16 protein-coding genes are annotated in these 19,938 nt (G+C 47.6%); 7 read left to right on the forward strand and 9 right to left on the reverse strand.

What is annotated here, in order from left to right:
- Position 1: 1 nt before the first annotated feature.
- Both rsmH and mraZ read right to left on the reverse strand, forming a co-directional pair.
- On the reverse strand, positions 2–943 hold the full coding sequence (gene rsmH / locus SOHN41_RS16600) for a 16S rRNA (cytosine(1402)-N(4))-methyltransferase RsmH (protein WP_007651262.1): 942 nt from the start codon (positions 941–943) through the stop codon (positions 2–4).
- A 30-nt stretch (positions 944–973) separates the two neighbouring features.
- The gene (gene mraZ / locus SOHN41_RS16605) at positions 974–1,432 is read right to left on the reverse strand and encodes a division/cell wall cluster transcriptional repressor MraZ (protein ID WP_011624306.1); all 459 of its coding nucleotides are present in this window, start codon (positions 1,430–1,432) and stop codon (positions 974–976) included.
- A gap of 497 nt (positions 1,433–1,929) precedes the next feature.
- Between mraZ and SOHN41_RS16610 the strand changes: the two genes are divergently transcribed.
- The 3 genes from SOHN41_RS16610 (at position 1,930) to SOHN41_RS16620 (ending at position 4,108) form a co-directional block, all read left to right on the forward strand.
- Complete coding sequence (locus tag SOHN41_RS16610) at positions 1,930–2,637, forward strand: hypothetical protein (protein ID WP_007651266.1); 708 nt, start codon at positions 1,930–1,932, stop codon at positions 2,635–2,637.
- A complete protein-coding gene (locus SOHN41_RS16615; RefSeq protein ID WP_007651268.1) occupies positions 2,634–3,707 on the forward strand; it encodes a PepSY domain-containing protein in 1,074 nt (357 codons plus the stop codon). Before SOHN41_RS16610 ends, SOHN41_RS16615 begins: the two co-directional genes overlap by 4 nt.
- Before the next feature lie 71 nt (positions 3,708–3,778).
- On the forward strand, positions 3,779–4,108 hold the full coding sequence (locus tag SOHN41_RS16620; protein ID WP_007651269.1) for a hypothetical protein: 330 nt from the start codon (positions 3,779–3,781) through the stop codon (positions 4,106–4,108).
- A 145-nt stretch (positions 4,109–4,253) separates the two neighbouring features.
- On the opposite strand, the gene glpK is transcribed toward SOHN41_RS16620, so the two are convergent.
- The gene (gene glpK / locus SOHN41_RS16625; protein WP_037459479.1) at positions 4,254–5,747 is read right to left on the reverse strand and encodes a glycerol kinase GlpK; all 1,494 of its coding nucleotides are present in this window, start codon (positions 5,745–5,747) and stop codon (positions 4,254–4,256) included.
- Between the two features lie 305 nt (positions 5,748–6,052).
- Here glpK and SOHN41_RS16630 point away from each other — a divergent pair, with 305 nt between their 5' ends.
- Complete coding sequence (locus SOHN41_RS16630; RefSeq protein ID WP_037459481.1) at positions 6,053–7,348, forward strand: NAD(P)/FAD-dependent oxidoreductase; 1,296 nt, start codon at positions 6,053–6,055, stop codon at positions 7,346–7,348.
- A gap of 48 nt (positions 7,349–7,396) precedes the next feature.
- Here SOHN41_RS16630 and SOHN41_RS16635 read toward each other — a convergent pair whose 3' ends face one another.
- The 5 genes from SOHN41_RS16635 to leuA form a co-directional block, all read right to left on the reverse strand.
- Positions 7,397–8,746 (reverse strand): outer membrane protein transport protein, encoded by a 1,350-nt coding sequence (locus tag SOHN41_RS16635; protein WP_007651272.1) that lies wholly within the window; start codon positions 8,744–8,746, stop codon positions 7,397–7,399.
- A gap of 527 nt (positions 8,747–9,273) precedes the next feature.
- A complete protein-coding gene (gene leuD / locus SOHN41_RS16640) occupies positions 9,274–9,879 on the reverse strand; it encodes a 3-isopropylmalate dehydratase small subunit (protein WP_007651273.1) in 606 nt (201 codons plus the stop codon).
- A 27-nt stretch (positions 9,880–9,906) separates the two neighbouring features.
- Entirely contained in the window at positions 9,907–11,331 is a 1,425-nt protein-coding gene (gene leuC, locus SOHN41_RS16645; protein WP_007651274.1) for a 3-isopropylmalate dehydratase large subunit, read from the reverse strand.
- Positions 11,331–12,425, reverse strand: a complete 1,095-nt coding sequence (leuB, locus tag SOHN41_RS16650; RefSeq protein ID WP_007651276.1) for a 3-isopropylmalate dehydrogenase — start codon at positions 12,423–12,425, stop codon at positions 11,331–11,333. Before leuB ends, leuC begins: the two co-directional genes overlap by 1 nt.
- A gap of 70 nt (positions 12,426–12,495) precedes the next feature.
- Positions 12,496–14,064, reverse strand: a complete 1,569-nt coding sequence (leuA, locus tag SOHN41_RS16655) for a 2-isopropylmalate synthase (RefSeq protein WP_007651278.1) — start codon at positions 14,062–14,064, stop codon at positions 12,496–12,498.
- A 506-nt stretch (positions 14,065–14,570) separates the two neighbouring features.
- Here leuA and SOHN41_RS16660 point away from each other — a divergent pair.
- Positions 14,571–16,352, forward strand: coding sequence for a diguanylate cyclase domain-containing protein (locus tag SOHN41_RS16660; protein ID WP_007651280.1), 1,782 nt, complete (start codon positions 14,571–14,573; stop codon positions 16,350–16,352).
- Here the strand turns inward: SOHN41_RS16660 and recQ are convergent.
- The gene (gene recQ, locus SOHN41_RS16665; RefSeq protein WP_007651281.1) at positions 16,334–18,157 is read right to left on the reverse strand and encodes a DNA helicase RecQ; all 1,824 of its coding nucleotides are present in this window, start codon (positions 18,155–18,157) and stop codon (positions 16,334–16,336) included. The two genes, SOHN41_RS16660 and recQ, sit on opposite strands and share 19 nt — an antisense overlap.
- A gap of 220 nt (positions 18,158–18,377) precedes the next feature.
- On the opposite strand from recQ, the gene SOHN41_RS16670 reads away from it, so the two are divergent.
- Both SOHN41_RS16670 and rarD read left to right on the forward strand, forming a co-directional pair.
- Positions 18,378–18,842, forward strand: a complete 465-nt coding sequence (locus tag SOHN41_RS16670; RefSeq protein ID WP_007651282.1) for a thioesterase family protein — start codon at positions 18,378–18,380, stop codon at positions 18,840–18,842.
- A 192-nt stretch (positions 18,843–19,034) separates the two neighbouring features.
- The gene (rarD, locus tag SOHN41_RS16675; protein ID WP_007651283.1) at positions 19,035–19,919 is read left to right on the forward strand and encodes an EamA family transporter RarD; all 885 of its coding nucleotides are present in this window, start codon (positions 19,035–19,037) and stop codon (positions 19,917–19,919) included.
- Positions 19,920–19,938 lie beyond the last annotated feature (19 nt).

Genomic DNA, 19,938 nt, shown 5'->3' on the forward strand with positions numbered 1-19,938 from the left:
TTTAGTAATCTAATCGCTCGGCAATGCGTAACACCGAACTACGGGCTCTGGCATTGCGTTCAATTTCCTCATCGGACGGCATAATTGCCTTGCCGATGGCACGCAATTTGCGCGACTTGTTAATTTGATCTTCAGTAATAGGTAGACCGTGCGGCACACTTTCGCCTTGACTGTGGCGACGGATAAAGCGCTTAACGATGCGGTCTTCCAAGGAATGGAAGCTGATAATCGATAAACGTCCCTGTGGCGCAAGTACGGTTAACGCTCCCTCAAGAGCTTGATCTATCTGGTCTAACTCACTATTGATATAAATGCGAATCGCCTGAAACACTCGGGTTGCAGGGTGCTTATTGCGTTCTTTATTCTTAGTGATACGGGCAATTAAATCGGCCAAATCTTTGGTACGTAAAAACGGGGTTTTATCGCGGTCAGCCGCAATACAGCGGGCAATATGGCGAGCATTTTTCTCTTCGCCATAGGTTTTAAATACCCACGCCATATCTTCAATTTCGGCGCGCGCTAACCACTGGGCCGCCGTTTCGCCTTGGCTATTGTCCATGCGCATATCGAGCGGACCATCGCGCAGGAAACTAAATCCACGTTCTGCATCGTCAAGCTGCGGTGAAGACACACCTAAGTCGAGTAACACACCATCAATCTTGCCAACCAGACCAAGCTCTTCGACGTAATCTGCTAGCTGGCCAAAACCGCCATGTACGATTTGGAAACGGGGGTCATCGGCGAATTGTTTTGCCGCTTCAATGGCTTGTGGATCTCTGTCGATAGCAATAAGGCGGCCATTGGTGCCGAGTCGTTGCAACACTTGCCTTGAATGACCACCGCGGCCGAACGTGCCATCGATATAGATGCCATCATCTTTGATGTTCAAACCGCCAACCGTTTCTTCTAGCAGAACGGATAAATGGGCAAATTCCTGACTCATTACTCTCTTCTTATTTAGTTATGCGACGCGTTAGAGTGAAAAATCCGCCAGACGCTCGTTGTTAGCAAGCTCCTCGCTTCGAATCGTTTCCTGACACTCATCAATTTGCTGCAGCCAAGCTTGCTCATCCCACAGCTCAAATTTGTTTAACTGTCCCACCAACATGATGCGCTTATCTAAGTTGGCGTATTGCCTTAGCGGTGGTGGCAGTAATATGCGCCCATTGCCATCGAGTTCTACCTCATGGGCATAACCGAGCAACATGCGTTTTAAGGATCGCTGGGTTTTGTCGGTATCGGAAAGTTTCAGTAACTTAGCTTCGATCAATTCCCATTCATGGATCGGATACAAGAGTAAACAGGCGGATTGAATATCGACGGTAATCACGATGCGGCCTTGGTGCTCAAGCTGCAAAGGTTCGCGGTATCGCACTGGAATAGCGATCCGTCCCTTTGTATCTAGGTTGATGGCACTGGCTCCACGAAACACGCTAATTCATCCTATCCTTTGATTTTTGATCCACAAATATCCACTATTTCCCACAACTGCTAAGTTTAGGGACAGTGGACAAGCATTGTCAAGGGATGGAATCCTTTTATAAAGCCAGTCGGCAAGCGGGTTAGCAGCATGTTGCCCCTATAACCTAGTGACAAATTTTTGACAAAAAATCGACTAAACAATAGAAAGAACAGGGTTAAATAGAGGGTAAAAAAACAGCAATCGTTAGCTTTCAGGCAGTTGCAATGCAAAATATGCCGCTGAATATCTATAATTGTGGGATTTTATCTTGTGGCAAATCACGATAGACTCAAAAATCGCAACAAAATAAACCTAAATTTCACTTTTAGTCGGCGTCATAAAATCGCTTAATTCAGCATAAATCGCTAAATATTTATTTTTGATCGATAGCTTCGGCTAAAAAATTTATTCAATGATTGCGAGAAAGATCAAAGATCGCCCCTACTCAACCATCAAAAAGTGACACAATGACAGCACCTTGGATCCGCAGTAGCCATAAATGGCTAGCCTTAATCAGTGCCATACAAATTATGATTTGGTTAGGTTCTGGTGTTTATATGGTGCTGATGGATATTGAATTTATCCGTGGAAAGCATTTAACCGATCACACTAAAACTGCGGAATTTAGCGTGTCCCCTCCAAGCTACAGTGTTAACGACTTACTCAGGGATCACCCTCAAGCGACCGATATCACTCTCTATGTCACCCAAGGACATCTCTATTACAGCGCTCAAATCGATAACAAGTTGCAGCAACTCGATGCGACCACAGGCAAGATCCAACCCCTTTTGGCCGAGGACCAAGCCCGAAAAGCGGCGGTGCAAGTTTATACGGGCACAGCTAACATCATAGGAGCCACACTCCACCAGCACACTGTTCCCACCGAAATATCCCCTCGACTCATACCCGTATGGCAGCTTGAATTCGATGATATGGCACATTCGAGCCTGTATATTTCGGCAACAACCGGACGACTCGTTAGCACTCGCCACGATTATTGGCGACTTTTCGATATCCTGTGGATGCTGCACATCATGGATTACGATACCCGTGAAGATGTACATAACCCCCTACTCAGATCCATGACAAGTTTAGCCATATTAACGGCACTTTTTGGTATAGCGTTGACCTACATCAGCTTTAGAAACAGTAAGATAAAAGAGGATAGACAATGATATCCTCTACGGTTAACAACAAACTATCCTGGTGGCTAGTTGCTCAAACCCTGCATAAATGGCTAGGGCTGATTGTTGGTTTGCAATTCCTTATCTGGTTAGCAACGGGCTTGGCTTTTAATCTTATCGACGAGCAAAAACTCGATGCCGATGTCTATCGAATTAGCGATACACCGGCGGCAATATCAGTCCCCCTCGCCAATCCAGATACATTAATCGCCCAATACCAATCCCAAGGGTTTATTCAGCTAAAGCTCGTTGCCGTATTAAATCGTCCCGTATACGCGCTCAGCACCCGGACACAAGGGTATTGGTTTTGGGCAGACTCGCTTGAACCCATGCAGCTAACACTTGGGCAATTAACTCAAATAGCCCAGGCAAGCTACTCAGGTTCGGGAACCATGAGTACTGCACGCCCCCTCACGAATGCAACCGCCTTTGCCGCCCAAGGGCCCGTTGTGCAGATTGATACCGGTGATGCTCTTGGCACCCGAATTTACCTTGATTCGGCTTCTGGCAGGGTACTCGCCCACCAAAATCATCAGTCCGATCTCAAGGATCTGCTGTTTATGCTGCATTTTATGGATTATGTCCCAGAAAATGGCATTAGCTTTAACCATGCTCTCGTACAAATTATCAGCCTCGGGGCACTTTTACTGGGTATTAGCGGCGTACTAACCCTAGGGCATAAGTTCAGCCAAGGTCAATTGCGCCTTCCCCGTATTAGGCCATTAACCTCGCTAGGGAAAATCCATTTATATTCAGAGCAGGGCGAGCGACTAAGTGAACTGACGCTCCACCCTGGTACGCTGCTGCACAGTCTTAACCAAGGGAAGGAAAGGCTCCGCACAAGTTGTGGCGGCGGCGGACGCTGCGGTTTATGCAAGCTACGCTTCGTAGAGCATGCCCCGGCGCCCAATGACTATGATCTAGATAGACTTAGCGCCTCAGAACTAGAGTCAGGCGTACGCCTCAGCTGTCAGCACCCCGCCCAACCGTGCAAACTCGCACTCGTGACCAAGGCACAACATCGATTTTTGCTAAACACGACAGATCGCCAAACTATCTGAAACAGCGTATAGTCTAAATATTCACCAACTCCTGCCGATAGACTGTCAAGTGGCTTAAAAAAGGAGGCGTTATGAGTGGATTGGATAGTATTTATGCCATGCTGGCACAGCCAGTTAAAGCGGTGTTACACCCTAAACGGGTCGTGGATCAGGTGAGCAGTACCACAGCGAATGCGCCTGATAGCCATGAATCGCCCCAGTCGCAACTCCCCCCTACCATAGAGGGTCGTGACGCCAGAGTCAGGGACAGACGCAAAGAATCCGATACCAAGCGTAATAAAAAGCGCCGCGCGTCCGATAAGCCAGGCAAATTAAAAGAGGGTCTGTTGCTTGAGGTGACTGACGATACGGCGGAAATCAAGAAGCCGCCAAGTCAGCATATTATTGATGTGGAAGTATAAATCCGTATTAATATAAAACAGAAAAGGCGCAATCCCATTGAATTAGCGCCTTTTTATTAGCTGCAACCGAGTCACATTTTAAACCCACTCAAGCTCAAGTCTAAGTATGCCTCCACCCCAAATCATGTCACTTCACTCAAATAGCTTAGGCGCGGGTTCTGGCGACGGCATCCTGCCAACCTGCGTATAACCGCACCCGAGTCTCGGCATCAATGTTGGGGATAAAATGCTTATCGATACAAGCCTTGTGCTCAAGCTCAATGACACTCTCCCAAAAGCCCACCGCCAGCCCAGCTAAAAATGCCGCGCCCAAAGCGGTTGTCTCACAAACACTCGGCCTTAGTACTTCAACATCGGTAATATCGGCTTGAAATTGCATCAAAAAATCATTGGCAACCGCGCCACCATCCACCTTCAAACGCTTAAGGCTGACGCCACTGTCTTTGGTCATGGCATCGAGTAAATCTTTACTCTGGTAAGCGATAGATTCTAACGCCGCTCGAATAATATGATTACGGTTGGCACCACGGGTTAACCCAAAGAGTGCGCCACGGGCATTGGGATCCCAATAGGGCGCACCGAGTCCCACAAAGGCGGGCACTAGATACACGCCATTGGTATCAGCAACCTTAGAGGCAAAGTACTCAGTATCACTGGCGTCACGAATAAGCCCCAGTTCATCCCGCAGCCATTGAATGGTCGCGCCACCCATGAAGACTGAACCTTCGAGGGCATAGTTCACTTCGCCCTTCGGCCCCACGGCAACTGTGGTCAGTAACCCATGGTTGGAGCGCACCGCTTTTGTCCCGGTATTCATCAACAAAAAACAGCCTGTGCCATAGGTATTCTTCGCCATGCCAGGCTCGACACACAGCTGGCCAAAAAGCGCCGCTTGTTGGTCGCCCGCCATCCCTGCGACTTGGATTTCACTGCCTTCGCCAGCAATCCGTGTGGTGCCATAGACACTGCAGGAAGGCTTCACTTCGGGCAACAGGGACAAGGGGATGTCTAAAGCCTCAAGTAACTTAATATCCCAAGTCAAATTATGGATATTAAACAGCAGAGTACGGGCAGCATTGGTGGGATCGGTGACATGCACTTTGCCCTCGGTTAACTTCCACACTAGCCAAGTATCAATAGTGCCGAACAACAACTCACCGCGCTCGGCTTGCGCACGGGCATTAGGCACATTATCTAGAATCCACTTGATCTTAGTGCCTGAAAAATAAGGGTCGAGTAATAGGCCTGTGTTTTCACGCACATACTCTTCTAGCCCTTGGGCTTTGAGTTGCTCGCAGATCTCAGAGCTGCGACGGCACTGCCACACAATCGCGTTATAGATAGGTTTGCCTGTGGCTTTCTCCCAAATGACAGTGGTTTCCCGCTGATTGGTAATGCCTATCGCGGCCACTTCATCGCTATGGATCCCCGCGCGCGCCAGCACCTCAATTAACACTGAACTTTGGCTTGCCCAAATCTCCATGGGATCATGCTCGACCCAACCAGGGTTAGGATACAACTGGGTGAATTCCCGCTGGGACACGCTAACAATGTTTGCGTCGTGATCGAACACTATCGCCCTTGAGCTAGTCGTGCCTTGATCTAAGGCCACCACGTATTTTTCTGCACGCTTTCCTATCCTATATCCATTCCGAGTATCACTCTGAATACCCTACTATCATTAGCTCAGTGCTTACAACTTCAGGCCTGATAAGCCTAATATGGGTATCGAATATATTCGCAATAACCCACTATGACCAGCCCATTACCATTTGGCACAGGTGAAACTATCCCAATAAATCATAAAAAGCATAGAAATAGAGTTGCAAACAACTAAAGACGGCCTACGCTTATATCATTAGAAAAATCTAATTGATAATGACAACACAAGGCAATGAGCCAAGGTAGGCGCATTGATGACCAGTCCGTTTTTAGGAGAGCATGATGAAAAAAGTGATAGTAATAGGTGCTGGGCTAGGAGGCGTTTCTGCTGCATTCGAACTCAAGCAACGACTTCCGGCCGACTGCGAAGTAGGCGTGATTAGTGAAGGGGACTATTTTCAGTTTGTTCCATCCAACCCTTGGATAGCCTTGGGAGAAAGAACGCGTGATGAAATTAGCCTACCGATAGGCACTTATCTGGGTAAACGTAAGATAAGTTACTCGGGTGAAGGCGTTACCCATATCGATCCTATCAAGCGTCAGCTCACTCTTGGCGACGGCAGCACAGATCACTATGACTATCTCGTGATCTGCTCAGGCCCCAAACTCGCATTCGAAAATGTGCCGGGGGCGGGCCCTGACGGTTTCACTCAATCCATCTGCACCTTAGACCATGCCGAAAAAGCCTATGAATGTTTTCAACAGTTACTCGCCTCACCTGGCCCCGTCGTTGTTGGGGCATTACAAGGAGCCAGTTGCTTCGGGCCCGCCTACGAATATGTGTTATCGCTTGAACACCTATTAAGAAAACATAAAATTCGCCAACATGTTCCCATTACCTTTGTCACCAGCGAGCCCTATGTCGGCCACATGGGATTAGGTGGTGTTGGCGACTCTAAGTCATTAATGGAACATGAATTTAGAGAGCGAAGTATCAAATGGATTTGCAATGCAAAAACCACTCACTTCGAATCGGGCATGGCCTATGTAGATGAACTAGATAGAAAAGGCGAAGTCGAGTTTCAACATGCTTTACCTTTTTCTCTAGCGATGTTTTTGCCGCCTTTCAAGGGCAGCGCAGCGATTGCAGCCGTGCCCGAACTCTGTAATGAAAAGGGCTTTGTCCTCACCGACGGTTATCAACGCTCACCACGTTATCCCGAGATCTTTGCCGCGGGAGTCTGTGTTGCACTGCCGCCACTGGAGAAAACACCCGTTCCTATTGGCGTCCCTAAAACTGGCTTTATGATTGAATCCATGACCACTGCGATTGTGGATAATATTCTCGCTAGCTTAAAAGGTGAGTCTCCCAACACTAAACCCACACTCAATGCCATTTGTCTCGCCGATATGGGCGACAAAGGCGCAGCGTTTGTCGCTTTACCCCAAAATCCACCACGCAATGCGAACTGGACCTCCATGGGTAAATGGGTACATGTCGCCAAAATTGCCTTTGAGAAATATTTCCTCTACAAGGTTCGCCACGGAACCAGTGAGCCCATCTATGAAAAATATGTGCTCGGCAGTTTAGGTATCCATCGAACCCATGAACCTAAAAATCCAAAACCTCAAGAATAAAACAAAAAAGCCCTGAAGATTCAGGGCTTTTTATTAACTTAACAGCACTTACATCTTGTAGCTCATTTGGATACCCGCAAGCCACACATTGCCGCTCGCTTCACCGCTAAAACTAACTGTCGCTAGGTTTAATAGGTTTTGCTGTTCGTTGATGGGCGCATCACCCGTGGCTTTGATATAAGTCACCGCAAAATCAACGTTCAGATTCTTAGTGGCCCGATAACCTGCGCCCACAGAGAACCACAGACGGTCAGAGTCAGGAATCGTAGTTGTACGCCACTCGTCAGTCGCCGCCGTTTTATCTAAGGCCACACCAGCACGCACTAACCAGTCATTATTCACTTGGTAAGTGGTTCCTAGCGCAAAACGCCAGTTATCTTCAAAGTGTTCTTCTTTAACTAAATCAGACTCTAAGTCGCCCTTAGGTTTAACGTCACCCGGGAAATAAGCCACCAGTTGATCAAATACACTCCAATCGGTCCAGTTCACGCTGGCGTGCATGGCCCAGTTATCGGTCAATTGATGATGGGAAGCAATCTCTGCAAAGGCAGGTAACTCAAGCGGTAAATAACCTTCGATAGACACATCTTGGCCGCCGGTATACAAGACGCCAGAAGCATGGCCATCTAAGTCCAGTTGCACGCCGCTGTGATACGCAAAGCCTAAACGATGGGCTGAATTAATTTGCCAGCTTGCACCTAACTGCCAACCGTAACCGACATCATCCCCCTCCATGCTTTTCAGTTCAGTGCCACCTGGGGGTAACATGCCAGCAACTTGAGGAGGCAATGCAGGTTTAATGCTATCAACCCAACCCGGTAATGAAGCACCAATTTCGCCTTCACCATAAACGATACGTACACCGGCACCAATGCTGACAGCCTCATTGATGCGGTAAGCGATGTTTGGATTAAATTCAACGGTCGTAACCGAAGTCTTGTTACCAAAAATAGCCGCGGCGTGGGTCGCGGGTAACTCTGTGGCTAGGCCATAGTTAGAGTTTACCGCTAGGCCCCATGTCCATTGATCATTTAGCTGATTTGAATAATAAAAGTTTGGCACCAGTGCATCATCGGCCACATCCAGTGCATCGCCACCTTTCATAATAACAGGATCTGGGCCAAGCAACGGCGAGCTTAGGCTGACATCACCTTTCACATCGACATTTGGCATAACGTAAATGCCACCCGCAGATAACTGACGACCTTCAAGGTAAGTTAGCATGGCTGGATTTCGGCCTTGAGCAGAAGCGTTATCCGCCATAGCCGCTTCACCCGCAAAGGCACGACCTAAACCTGTGGCAGAATATTCGGCTAATTGAAAACCAGCGGCATGGAGTTGAGTTGTTGAACTTAACAGTGCTGCAGTGACAGCCAAAGTCAGAAGACGTTTTTGCATTGTTATTCTCTAATCATATTATTGTTATCTGTACTACTTAGATGAGTACTGCGGCGTTCAGGCAAAATAGAGTAAACACTCCAGTTTGAATGCGAGGCAGTTTACTTATGCAGAAGATGTTTGCAACCAAAGGAGATAAAACAGATAAAAACTCTGGACAATCACGACTTTAAAACAGATTTAGTGACCAATATCACCATTTAAACAGAAATCAGGCCCTAAATGCAGAGTTTTTATTCGCCGCAATAGTTAACTAGAAATGATTAAATTTAAAAATACTCTTTAATAAACAAAATCATAAACCAACAAAACACAAAAACACGTGTAAACAATTTAAACGGAACAAATTCAGCATAAATCACTGACAATACAAAAATTTTATAAGAAAAAAACAGAGCTATAAATTTACTATTTAAAATACAATGGTTTAATTTATCACCGAATGGTTATTTAAAACAAAAGCGCCTAGGGATTAACCTAGGCACTTCAATACAGACCAAGCTCATGTACATATGTGCGCTGAAAAACTAACGGCGCCAACCTTGGATTTGGGTTTCGTACTGATCAATCTGTGCAGCATGGGATAAGGTTAGCCCAATCGCATCTAACCCATTGAGTAACTTATGTCTCGCCGACTCAGCCAGCGTAAAACTAAACTCGGCGCCCGACGGTGAAATCACTTTACATGCGGTAAGATCGACCGTAATTTTTGCGCCTTCTTCTGCCGCCACTTCATCCATTAATTGGCGCACCTGCGCGTGGGTTAGTACCACGGGTAATAAGCCATTATTGATTGAGTTACCGTAAAAAATGTCGGCAAAACTAGGGGCAATAATGGCACGCAGACCAAAGTCCGCCAGTGCCCAAGGCGCGTGTTCGCGGCTCGAACCACAACCAAAGTTTTCCTGCGCCAGCAGAATCGATGCGCCTTTATAACGACTTTGATTCAATGGGAACTCAGGATTAGGCTGATCGCCTGCATCATCTAAATAACGCCAGTCGTGGAATAAGTGCACACCAAAACCATCGCGCGTGACTTTAGACAAAAACTGTTTCGGAATGATCTGATCCGTATCGATATTGGTGCTGTCGATCATGACCGCAAGCCCGGTATGGGTCGTAAAAGGTTGCATTAACTTCTCCTCTTGGGTTTACGGTAATTAGTAGGGTTTACGAATATCGACAAAATGCCCTGCCACCGCAGCGGCTGCGGCCATTGCCGGACTCACCAAATGGGTGCGGCTACCGCGACCTTGGCGACCTTCGAAGTTACGATTACTGGTCGAAGCGCAGCGATCGCCTGCTTCTAACCTGTCATCGTTCATCGCTAGACACATAGAACAACCCGGTAAACGCCACTCGAATCCCGCTTCGATAAAGATTTTATCTAAGCCTTCGGCTTCGGCTTGTGCTTTCACTTGGCCAGAACCTGGCACCACAATCGCAGTAACTCCGTCAGCGACTTTACGACCTTTGGCCTGTACGGCGGCGCTGCGTAAATCTTCAATCCGTGAGTTAGTACAAGAACCGATAAACACCTTGTTGATACTGATGTCTGTCATCGGCGTACCCGCACTCAGGCCAATGTATTCTAAGGCCTTTTCCATGCTGGCTCGGGTGCTTGGGTTAGCTTCATTAATGGGATCTGGCACTTTGCCATCGATTGCCACCACTTGACCTGGGTTAGTGCCCCAAGTCAGCTGCGGCGCGATATCGGCGGCATCCAATACCACTGTCGCATCAAACACAGCGTCATCATCGGTCTTGATAGCTTTCCAGTAAGCCACAGCCTCAGCCCAATCTTCGCCCTTTGGCGCAAATTCGCGACCTTCTAAATAATCGAAAGTGGTTTGATCCGGCGCGACCATACCCGCCTTAGCGCCCATCTCAATTGCCATGTTACACACTGTCATGCGGCCTTCCATCGACAGGGCTTCAATCGCCTCGCCGCAGAACTCCACCACATAGCCAGTGCCACCATCCATGCCAATTTTGCCAATAATAGCCAGTACGATATCTTTGGCGGTCACGCCATCGGTGACATGGCCACGCACTTCAATCTTCATGGTCTTAGCTTTTAACTGACGCAGCGTTTGCGTTGCTAAAACGTGCTCAACTTCCGATGTGCCAATCCCGAACGCCAATGCGCCAAAGGCGCCGTGGGTGGCGGTATGGGAATCGCCACAGACAATCACAGTGCCCGGTAAGGTAATGCCTAACTCAGGGCCCATCACATGCACAATCCCTTGATTAGGATGATGAATATCATATAAGCGTACGCCAAAGTCTTTACAGTTTTGCGCTAGGGTTTCCACCTGAGTGCGTGCCATCGGGCTTAGGGCATCTAAACTGGCACTGCGGGTCGAAGTATTATGATCCATAGTGGCAAAGGTTTTTTCCGGCGCACGCAGCTTGCGGCCCGCCACCTTCAAACCACTGAAAGCTTGCGGTGATGTCACTTCATGGACCAAATGTCTATCGACATAAATGATCGGCGCTTCACCCTCGGGAGAGGCAACGATATGCGCATCCCATACTTTTTGGTACAGCGTCTTTGCCGCCACGTTTTTTGGTACAGTCGTCATTACACACCTTCCTTTATAGCATTGGCGATAAAGTCACCCATTTCTGCCGTCGATTTCGCTTCGCTACGTTTGTCGCTACTCAACAGCTCACCGGTTAAATAGCCAGAGTTCAAAGCTTTGCTCACGGCACGCTCAATCGCACACGCGGCTTCTTCTTGCTTTAAGCTGTGGCGTAGCATCAGTGCTGCCGACAGAATTTGCGCGATAGGATTTGCAATGCCTTTGCCTGCGATATCTGGCGCACTGCCACCCGCAGGTTCGAATAAACCAAAGCCAGTGCTGTTCATGCTCGCCGATGACAACAAGCCCATAGAGCCCGTTAACATAGCAATTTCGTCGGATAAAATGTCGCCGAACAGGTTAGAACATAACATCACATCGAACTCATCGGGGCGGCGCAGCAGCTGCATAGTCGCATTGTCGATATAGATATGTTCCAGCTCGACATCGGGGAAATCAACCGCCACTTCTTCAACCACTTGGCGCCATAACACAGAACAAGCCAACACGTTGGCTTTATCCACAGAGGTCACTTTTTTGCGACGACCGCGGGCAGCTTCAAAGGCGATGCGGGCGATACGGCTAATTTCACGGCGACTATAACGCATGGTATCGAAGGCTTCTTCACTCTCGCCTTCACCTTGGCGGCCCTTTGGCTTACCAAAATAAATGCCACCGGTTAACTCACGCACACATAAGACATCAAAGCCACGGGCAGAGATATCGCTGCGCAGTGGTGACATATGCTCTAAGCCATCGTGCAGTTTGGCAGGACGCAGATTACAAAACAGTTCGAAGTGACCACGCAGAGGCAATAGCGCGCCACGTTCTGGTTGCTCATTCGGTGGTAACTTTTCCCACTTAGGGCCGCCGACCGAACCGAATAGAATCGCATCGGCCGCCTCACAACCTTTTAGTGTGGCATCGGGTAAGGGGCAACCGTGGTTATCGATGGCAATACCGCCGACATCGTATTCGCTGTATTCAATATTAAGACCAAAACGCGCTTCCACTTCACGTAGCACTTTACGCGCCTCAGCCATGACTTCTGGACCGATCCCATCCCCTGCTAATACTGCTATTTGATAATTCATACGCCAACCAACTCCTTTAAATGTGAATGCTTTATGCAAGGCCTTGCTATTCTTTGGAAGCTTTTAGCGACTAGACGCCGCCTAGCCCTCGATTCTTTTGCATGCTCTGTTTGTAATCGGCGACCTTGTCTGCACGGTAAGTTAAGTTCATCACATGCACTAAAGCACGTGCCGATGCCTCAACCACATCGGTCGCTAAACCAACACCGTGGAAGTTTTGCTCGTGGTAAACGGCGGTAATGTCCACTTGACCTAAGGCATTTTGGCCTACACCCTTAGCGCCTAACTTATAGCTGATGATGTCGATACGACAATCGGTTGCACGGGCAATCGCGTTATAGGCGGCATCGACAGGCCCATTGCCCGTTGCGGCTTCGGTTTTAATTTCGCCGCCCACTTCGATACGCACGGTCGCTGTGGCAACGCCTTCGGTAGAGTCAGACTGCACCACTAATTGCTGTAATTGGTAGTGATTGTCTTCTTCGGCCTGAGCTTCCATAAAGGCTAAGGCTTCTAAGTCATAATCGAATACTTGGCCTTTCTTATCCGCCAATTTTAGGAACTCTTCGTACAGCGCATCCATATTGTAATCGTGCTCGCTATAACCCATTTCTTCCATGCGATGCTTGATCACATGGCGACCGGAGCGCGACGTCATATTTAAATTGTTGCGATTCAAACCTATGCTTTCGGGTGTCATGATCTCATAGGTATTCTGCGCTTTTAACATGCCATCTTGGTGAATTCCCGACGAGTGGGTAAAAGCATTGGCACCAACAATCGCCTTATTCGCCTGTACAGGCATATTGCATAACTGGCTAACTAAATTAGAAGTACGGTGGATTTCCTTAGCGTTAATGCCTGTTTCTAAACCCAACATGCCCTTGCGCGTCGCTAAAATCATAGCGATCTCTTCCAATGAACAGTTACCCGCACGCTCACCTATACCATTGATTGTACATTCGATTTGACGCGCACCATGTTGCACTGCGGTAATCGAGTTAGCCACAGATAACCCTAGATCATCGTGGCAATGCACTGAGATCACCGCTTGGTCGATATTCGGCACGCGGTTAAACAGGGTTTGGATAATATTGCCAAACTCGCTTGGTACTGTGTAACCGACCGTATCGGGAATGTTAATGGTACGTGCGCCAGCAAGAATCGCGGCCTCCACCATACGACACAGATTATCGATTGGGGTGCGTCCCGCATCCTCACAGGAAAATTCCACATCATCGGTAAAGCGGCGGGCGTATTTCACGGCGCCGACCGCCATTTCTAACACTTGATCAAACGAGCGCTTCAGCTTGCTTTCCACATGAATCGTCGATGTCGAGATAAACGTATGGATACGGAATTGGTCTGCAACAGACAAGGCCTGCGCCGCGGCATCAATGTCCTTTTCCAGTGCGCGGGATAACGCACAAACGCGGCTATTTTTGATGGTGCGCGCTATGGTCTGCACCGATTCAAAATCACCGGGTGATGAGACAGGAAAACCCACTTCCATCACATCAACACCTAGACGTTCCAGCGCCATGGCGATCTGTAACTTTTCTTTGACCGTAAGGCTTGCGGCTAACGCCTGCTCACCATCACGTAAGGTGGTATCAAATATAATTACTCTGTTAGACATCTCGCTTCTCCATGGAACGTCACCGTTCATTATTTAACTTTTGCCGTATTCAGATACAAAAAACCCCGCAACATTTGTGCGGGGTTTGTGAATGCTTTGCCTATTTATCGAGCGTGCAACACTAAGACCTCCGCGTATAAACCGCGAGGAGAGAGAGGAGGAGGTCGAGTTTGCGGTTAATTCTATTCATTTTATTTAAATATTTATTCTGTTCACATAATCTAGGACGGTTAATATTTAACTTGCCTAGCCGAGAGTGTCAACCCTAATTTTTTCATGTTCCACTCATTCGACCAGCCTTAAGGCTAATAACAGTGAGTTTCATCCCCAAATTAGTGATCGATGCCACAGAATTAACCAGCTGTTTGGATTCAGAAATCACTGGGATGTGTTAACTTATTCCCCTTAGAAAAAATAGTTTTTTATGCAAAAAACGATTAAGAAAAGTTATAATCCCACCTCAGTGATTACGGATATTAGAACTTACGCATTTTATGGAGCACAAAATGGATTTTCGCGTCTTGGTACTGAGCCTGTTGTTATGGCTGCTCCCCTTTGGGGCAAGTGCTATAGGCCAGTTAGATGAGCTCACAGAACTCGTCTACCAATATCCCAGTAAAGCCCTGACTCAAATCACAGCCTTAGAAAAACAATTTACGACCAGTGCCACTTCTGACATTAATCGACTTAGGTTGAGCGTGTTGAAATGTCAAAATCTGCTGCAATTGGGTGAGAACGAAGCCGCAATCAATGTCGCTCAGCTAGGCGAGGCCAATGCTAAGCAGCTTAAGCTAGATCAAGTTCGGCCCTACTTTTTGATTTGCCAAGCGGACGCCAATCTCAACTACAACAATATTCAAAATGCGCTGCCCCTGCTGGATTCAGCCATTACCTTAGCGCGACGCTATCAGCAACCCCAAGCCTTAGTCGATGCCTTGCGTTTACGAGGTCAGCTCGATACCAATACGGATAATTTCTCTTCCGCCATCGAAGATTTACGTCTGGCTATCGATATTTATCCAGATATCCATACTCAAACCCAAAATTGGGTTTGGCCACCACAGGCTTATGTTTACGCGGCCATGGGCAATTTACTCTACGCAACCCATGATTTCCCCCAGGCCATGTATTATACCAACCTTGCTTTACATAGCTCGGATGCCAAGGGCAAAGTATTACATTTCATTTTATGTAATGCCGCTCGGATAGCGCTCGATAATCAAGAGTTCGATTACAGTGACCAACTCGAGAAACAAGCAAAAGCACTACTGCCAGAGCTCGGCTCACCGCTAGAGCTTGCCTACAGTTATGCCATTTTGGCCTCGATCGCACTCGATAAAGGCCGCATCGACACTGCCGAAGAATATATTTCTATTGCCATCAATACCTTCAAAAAACAGAATCAACAGATAGCTGTGATGTTATCGACCCGCCTGCTGGCCCAAATACGTTTTGCCCAGCATCAAGACGATGCCGCATTAACCTTAATGAATCACGCCATTGAACAAGCTGAAAATCTAAAGCAGTATTCTGATCTCAAAGGATTTTACGGAATAATGAGCGATCACTACTTAGAGCAAGGGGATTTTAAGCAAGCCTATTCTTTCTTACTCAAGCGCTATCGAGCTGCCGAACTGGCCAATCAAGGGATGAACACTGCACGAATATTGCAATTTAAAGCCCGCCTAAATCAGCAAGATCTGCAGCGGGATCAGCATAGCCCTGCACCAGAAAAGGTCTCCATCCTCCAAGAGTTAAATCTAGATTGGGCCTATAGCACACTGTTCTTAGTTGTGATGACCTTACTCGGCGGGGTTATCTGGTATTTGATTGATAAGCAAAATAATCACGCGCCTCGTATCGAAGGCGAGGAGCCTGAGGAAACCCAGCTTCAACAGATCACATCGGCCTTAAACATTGCCAAACAAGGTCATTATCCGTTGTCCTTATTACTTTTTAATGCGAGTCAAATACGTCAAGTTGACTTGCCGCCCCTGCAGGATGAGCTACAGCACAGATTGCGTGAGCAGGATAAGTTGATCCGATATTCGATGGATGAAATTGTGATTATCCTACCGCACACCTCGGCAACTGGAGCTAAAAGAGTCGTCAGTCAATTAGTGGCCTGTATTCAACCTTGGCAGGGTTCAAGCCGGGTGAATATCGGCATAGCGGCGATGCAACAGTTTGATACTTTAGAGTCTTTAATTAAGCGAGCCAGTATCGATCAATTGGGCAAGGTTAAAGTTAGTGAGCATAGCCCAAATCATTATTCCCCCGCTAAGTAAGCGGCAATTTCATCGAGAAATGCGTCGCCGAAACGGCTCAGTTTACGCTCGCCCACTCCGTTGACTGCGAGCATTTCCCCCGCGCTGGTTGGCATCATAGCCGCCATCTCCGCAAGTGTCGCATCGTTAAACACTAAATACGGTGGCACATCCTGTTGCTCGGCAATGGTTCTACGCAACAACTTCAGCCGTGCAAACAATTTTCGGTCGTAATTGAGTGGGGCCTTAGATTGGCCCGTTTTACGCTTGGTCGTTGTCAGTGAAATACGCGGCTCGGCTAACATTAAAGCGACGTCCCCTTTGAGAATGGGTCTCGCTGAAGGGTTTAAGGTAATAGATGAACCCCGGGTTACATCTTGGCTCGCCAGTCCCAGATGAATGAGCTGGCGGATCACGCTCAGCCAATACTCGTGGCTCTTATCTTTACCGATTCCCCAAGTCGTGAGTTTATCATGGCCGCGATCAACAACCGGAGCCGATCTGGAGCCCCGCAATACTTCAATTAAATGATTGATACCAAAACGTTGCCCTAGACGATAAATACAAGACAGTACCTTTTGCGCATCTTCGGTACCGTTATAACGCTTAGGCGGATCGAGGCAAATATCGCAGTTACCACAGGGTTCGAGCGCACTCTCATCAAAATAATGTAACAACACTTGCCGCCGGCAGGTTTGTGCCTCGGCAAAGGCCGCCATGGTATTGAGTTTATGGAATTCGACTTGCTGCTGCGGCCCAGGCTCGGACTGTTCTATCAGATGCCGCACCCGGCCGATATCGGCGGGATCAAATAACATAAAGGCCTCGGCATCGAGTCCATCACGGCCTGCTCGGCCCGTTTCCTGATAATAAGCTTCGATACTCTTCGGAATATCGTAATGCACCACGAACCGTACGTTTGACTTGTTAATCCCCATGCCAAAGGCGACAGTCGCAACAACGATATCGATTTGATCTTTAAGGAAACTGTCCTGCACAGTGCCACGCTCTTCCTGCGTCATCCCCGCATGGTAAGCCTTGGCATTAAAACCTTGCTGACATAAACGATCAGCCACCTCATCGACACGGCGACGGCTACTGCAGTAAATAATTCCACTGCTACCGTTTTGCTGCAATAAAAAATGCCGTAACTGATTAGCTGCATTGAGTTTTTCGGCTACTGTATAGCGAATATTAGGCCTATCAAAACTCGACAATAACCGATAGGGATCGATACCTAAACGCTCACAGATACTTTGGCGAGTCGCCAGATCCGCAGTCGCAGTTAACGCCATCATAGGCACATAGGGAAAGAGCTGTTTTAATTGACCAAGTGCAGCATATTCTGGCCGAAAATCGTGGCCCCATTGACTAATACAGTGCGCCTCATCGATAGCGAACATCGCCAATGGCATGGACTGCATCCGTTCAATAAAATCAGCCGTTAGTAAGCGTTCTGGCGATACATAAAGCAGTTTTAACTCACCGTGACGCAGCTGCCTTAACACTTCGGCGCTCTGCTCTCGCGGCAATGAAGAATTGAGATATGCGGCGGCGACACCGGTTTGTAACAGACTATCGACTTGATCTTTCATCAAAGAGATCAAAGGAGAAACAACAATAGTGATGCCATCCATCAGCAGCGCTGGTAACTGGTAGCATAGGCTCTTACCGCCACCAGTGGGCATAATCACTAAGCAATCTTGCCCGTTACACACACGTTCGATGACCTCTCGCTGCCCATCCCTAAAATCACGGTAACCAAATACCTGTGCAAGACGTTGCGAAAGGGGATCATCATGTATGTCGAGTAAAGGCGTTTCCATGGATCTGCTATCTAAAAAGTGAGGCGCCTATTCTAAAGGACTGAATCGCTCCTGTCTTGCGCCAATATCGGATCATCCACTGGCGTGGTTTAGTCTGAGCAGTAGAGTTGCATTTATCGTTAGCTTCACTGTAGATTAATTGCTCTAAGCTGCACTTACCTACAGATAAGTGTCGATAGTAAATCCAATTAAGCCGAATTTCGCCACAAGGATGAACATAATGACAACCCAGATCCAAGCCGAGGTATTAAGACGTGTCGCTGAAGTATTTGATAAGCACGTACCTTTTCATAATCTGCTCGGGCTCGATATTAAGCGCTACGATATCGATGGTGTAGAGGTGGTGATTAATATGAAGCCTGAGCTTATCGGCAATATTCATCAACAAATCCTCCACGGTGGCGTCACGGCGACAGTACTCGATGTGGTTGGCGGACTCACGGCCTTTGCAGGACTGGTCGCCAGTCGTGATGATTGGACGGTCGAAGAGCTGCAGCAACGCCTACAGACCCTAGGCACTATTGATATGCGGGTCGATTACCTGCGCCCTGGCCGCGGGCTTATTTTTACGGGCACAGGCAGTGTGATTCGCGCGGGTAATCGCGTCTCTGTCTGCCGCATGGAATTGCATAATGAACAAGGCACACATATCGCCTTTGGAACAGGGACTTATATGGTAGGTTAACGATCTCGTCATTGATAGCAGATTTATACCAAAGCCAATCACAATGCCTTGATTTATAAATTACTTTTATCACATTCAGGCTTAAAAATACGCTACCGAGATATTCTGTAACCAAAAGTATTTAAGACATACCTTGAGTCAGGCAACAGACCCACCTACAATCGCGGTCTTGTTATCCTTCGAAGATGTCCCATGCCAGACCATGAACACCGCAAAGGGATCCTACTCGCCGTCAGTGCTTACTGCATGTGGGGTTTTGCGCCTTTATATTTCAAACTGCTTCAACAGGTTTCTGCCACTGAAATTTTACTGCATAGGGTGATATGGTCATTTGTGTTTATGGTGATCATCATGATGTTTATCGGCGGTTTTGAAAAATTACGTCAACTGTTTAAACGGCCTAAACAATTGATAGTTCTCACCGTCACTTCAATACTCATTGCGGGCAACTGGCTGATCTTCATCTGGGCAGTCAATAATGATCATATGCTCGATGCCAGCTTAGGCTACTTTATCAATCCACTATTAAATGTATTACTGGGGATGCTGTTTTTAGGGGAAAGGTTGCGTAAGTTGCAATGGTTTGCCGTGGCACTTGCCAGCGCAGGAGTGCTAATCCAGTTGATCTCATTTGGATCCATCCCCATTGTTTCACTCGCACTAGCGGGCAGCTTTGGCTTTTATGCCCTATTGCGCAAAAAAGTGAATGTGGATGCAAAATCAGGCCTACTGGTCGAAACCGCAATCCTACTGCCCGTTGCATTAATTTATCTTCTTGCAACGCTGGATACGGCGACCGCCAATATGCTAACTAATGATTGGCATTTAAACTTGCTGCTAATGGCAGCGGGTATTGTTACCACTATCCCATTACTGTGCTTTGCGGGGGCGGCGGTTCGCATTCCACTATCTATGCTCGGTTTTTTCCAATATATAGGCCCGAGCATTATGTTCATTCTCGCGGTGAGCCTGTTTAATGAGCCCTTCGATGCAGAAAAAGGAGTCACCTTTGGCTTTATTTGGAGCGCCTTGTTGGTGTTCACCTTCGATATGGCTTACAAACGCAAAACGGCGTGATTGATTCACACCACAGCCT

Origin of the sequence: Shewanella sp. HN-41 (genome assembly GCF_000217915.1) — a bacterium.
In the GTDB taxonomy this organism is placed as follows: domain Bacteria; phylum Pseudomonadota; class Gammaproteobacteria; order Enterobacterales; family Shewanellaceae; genus Shewanella.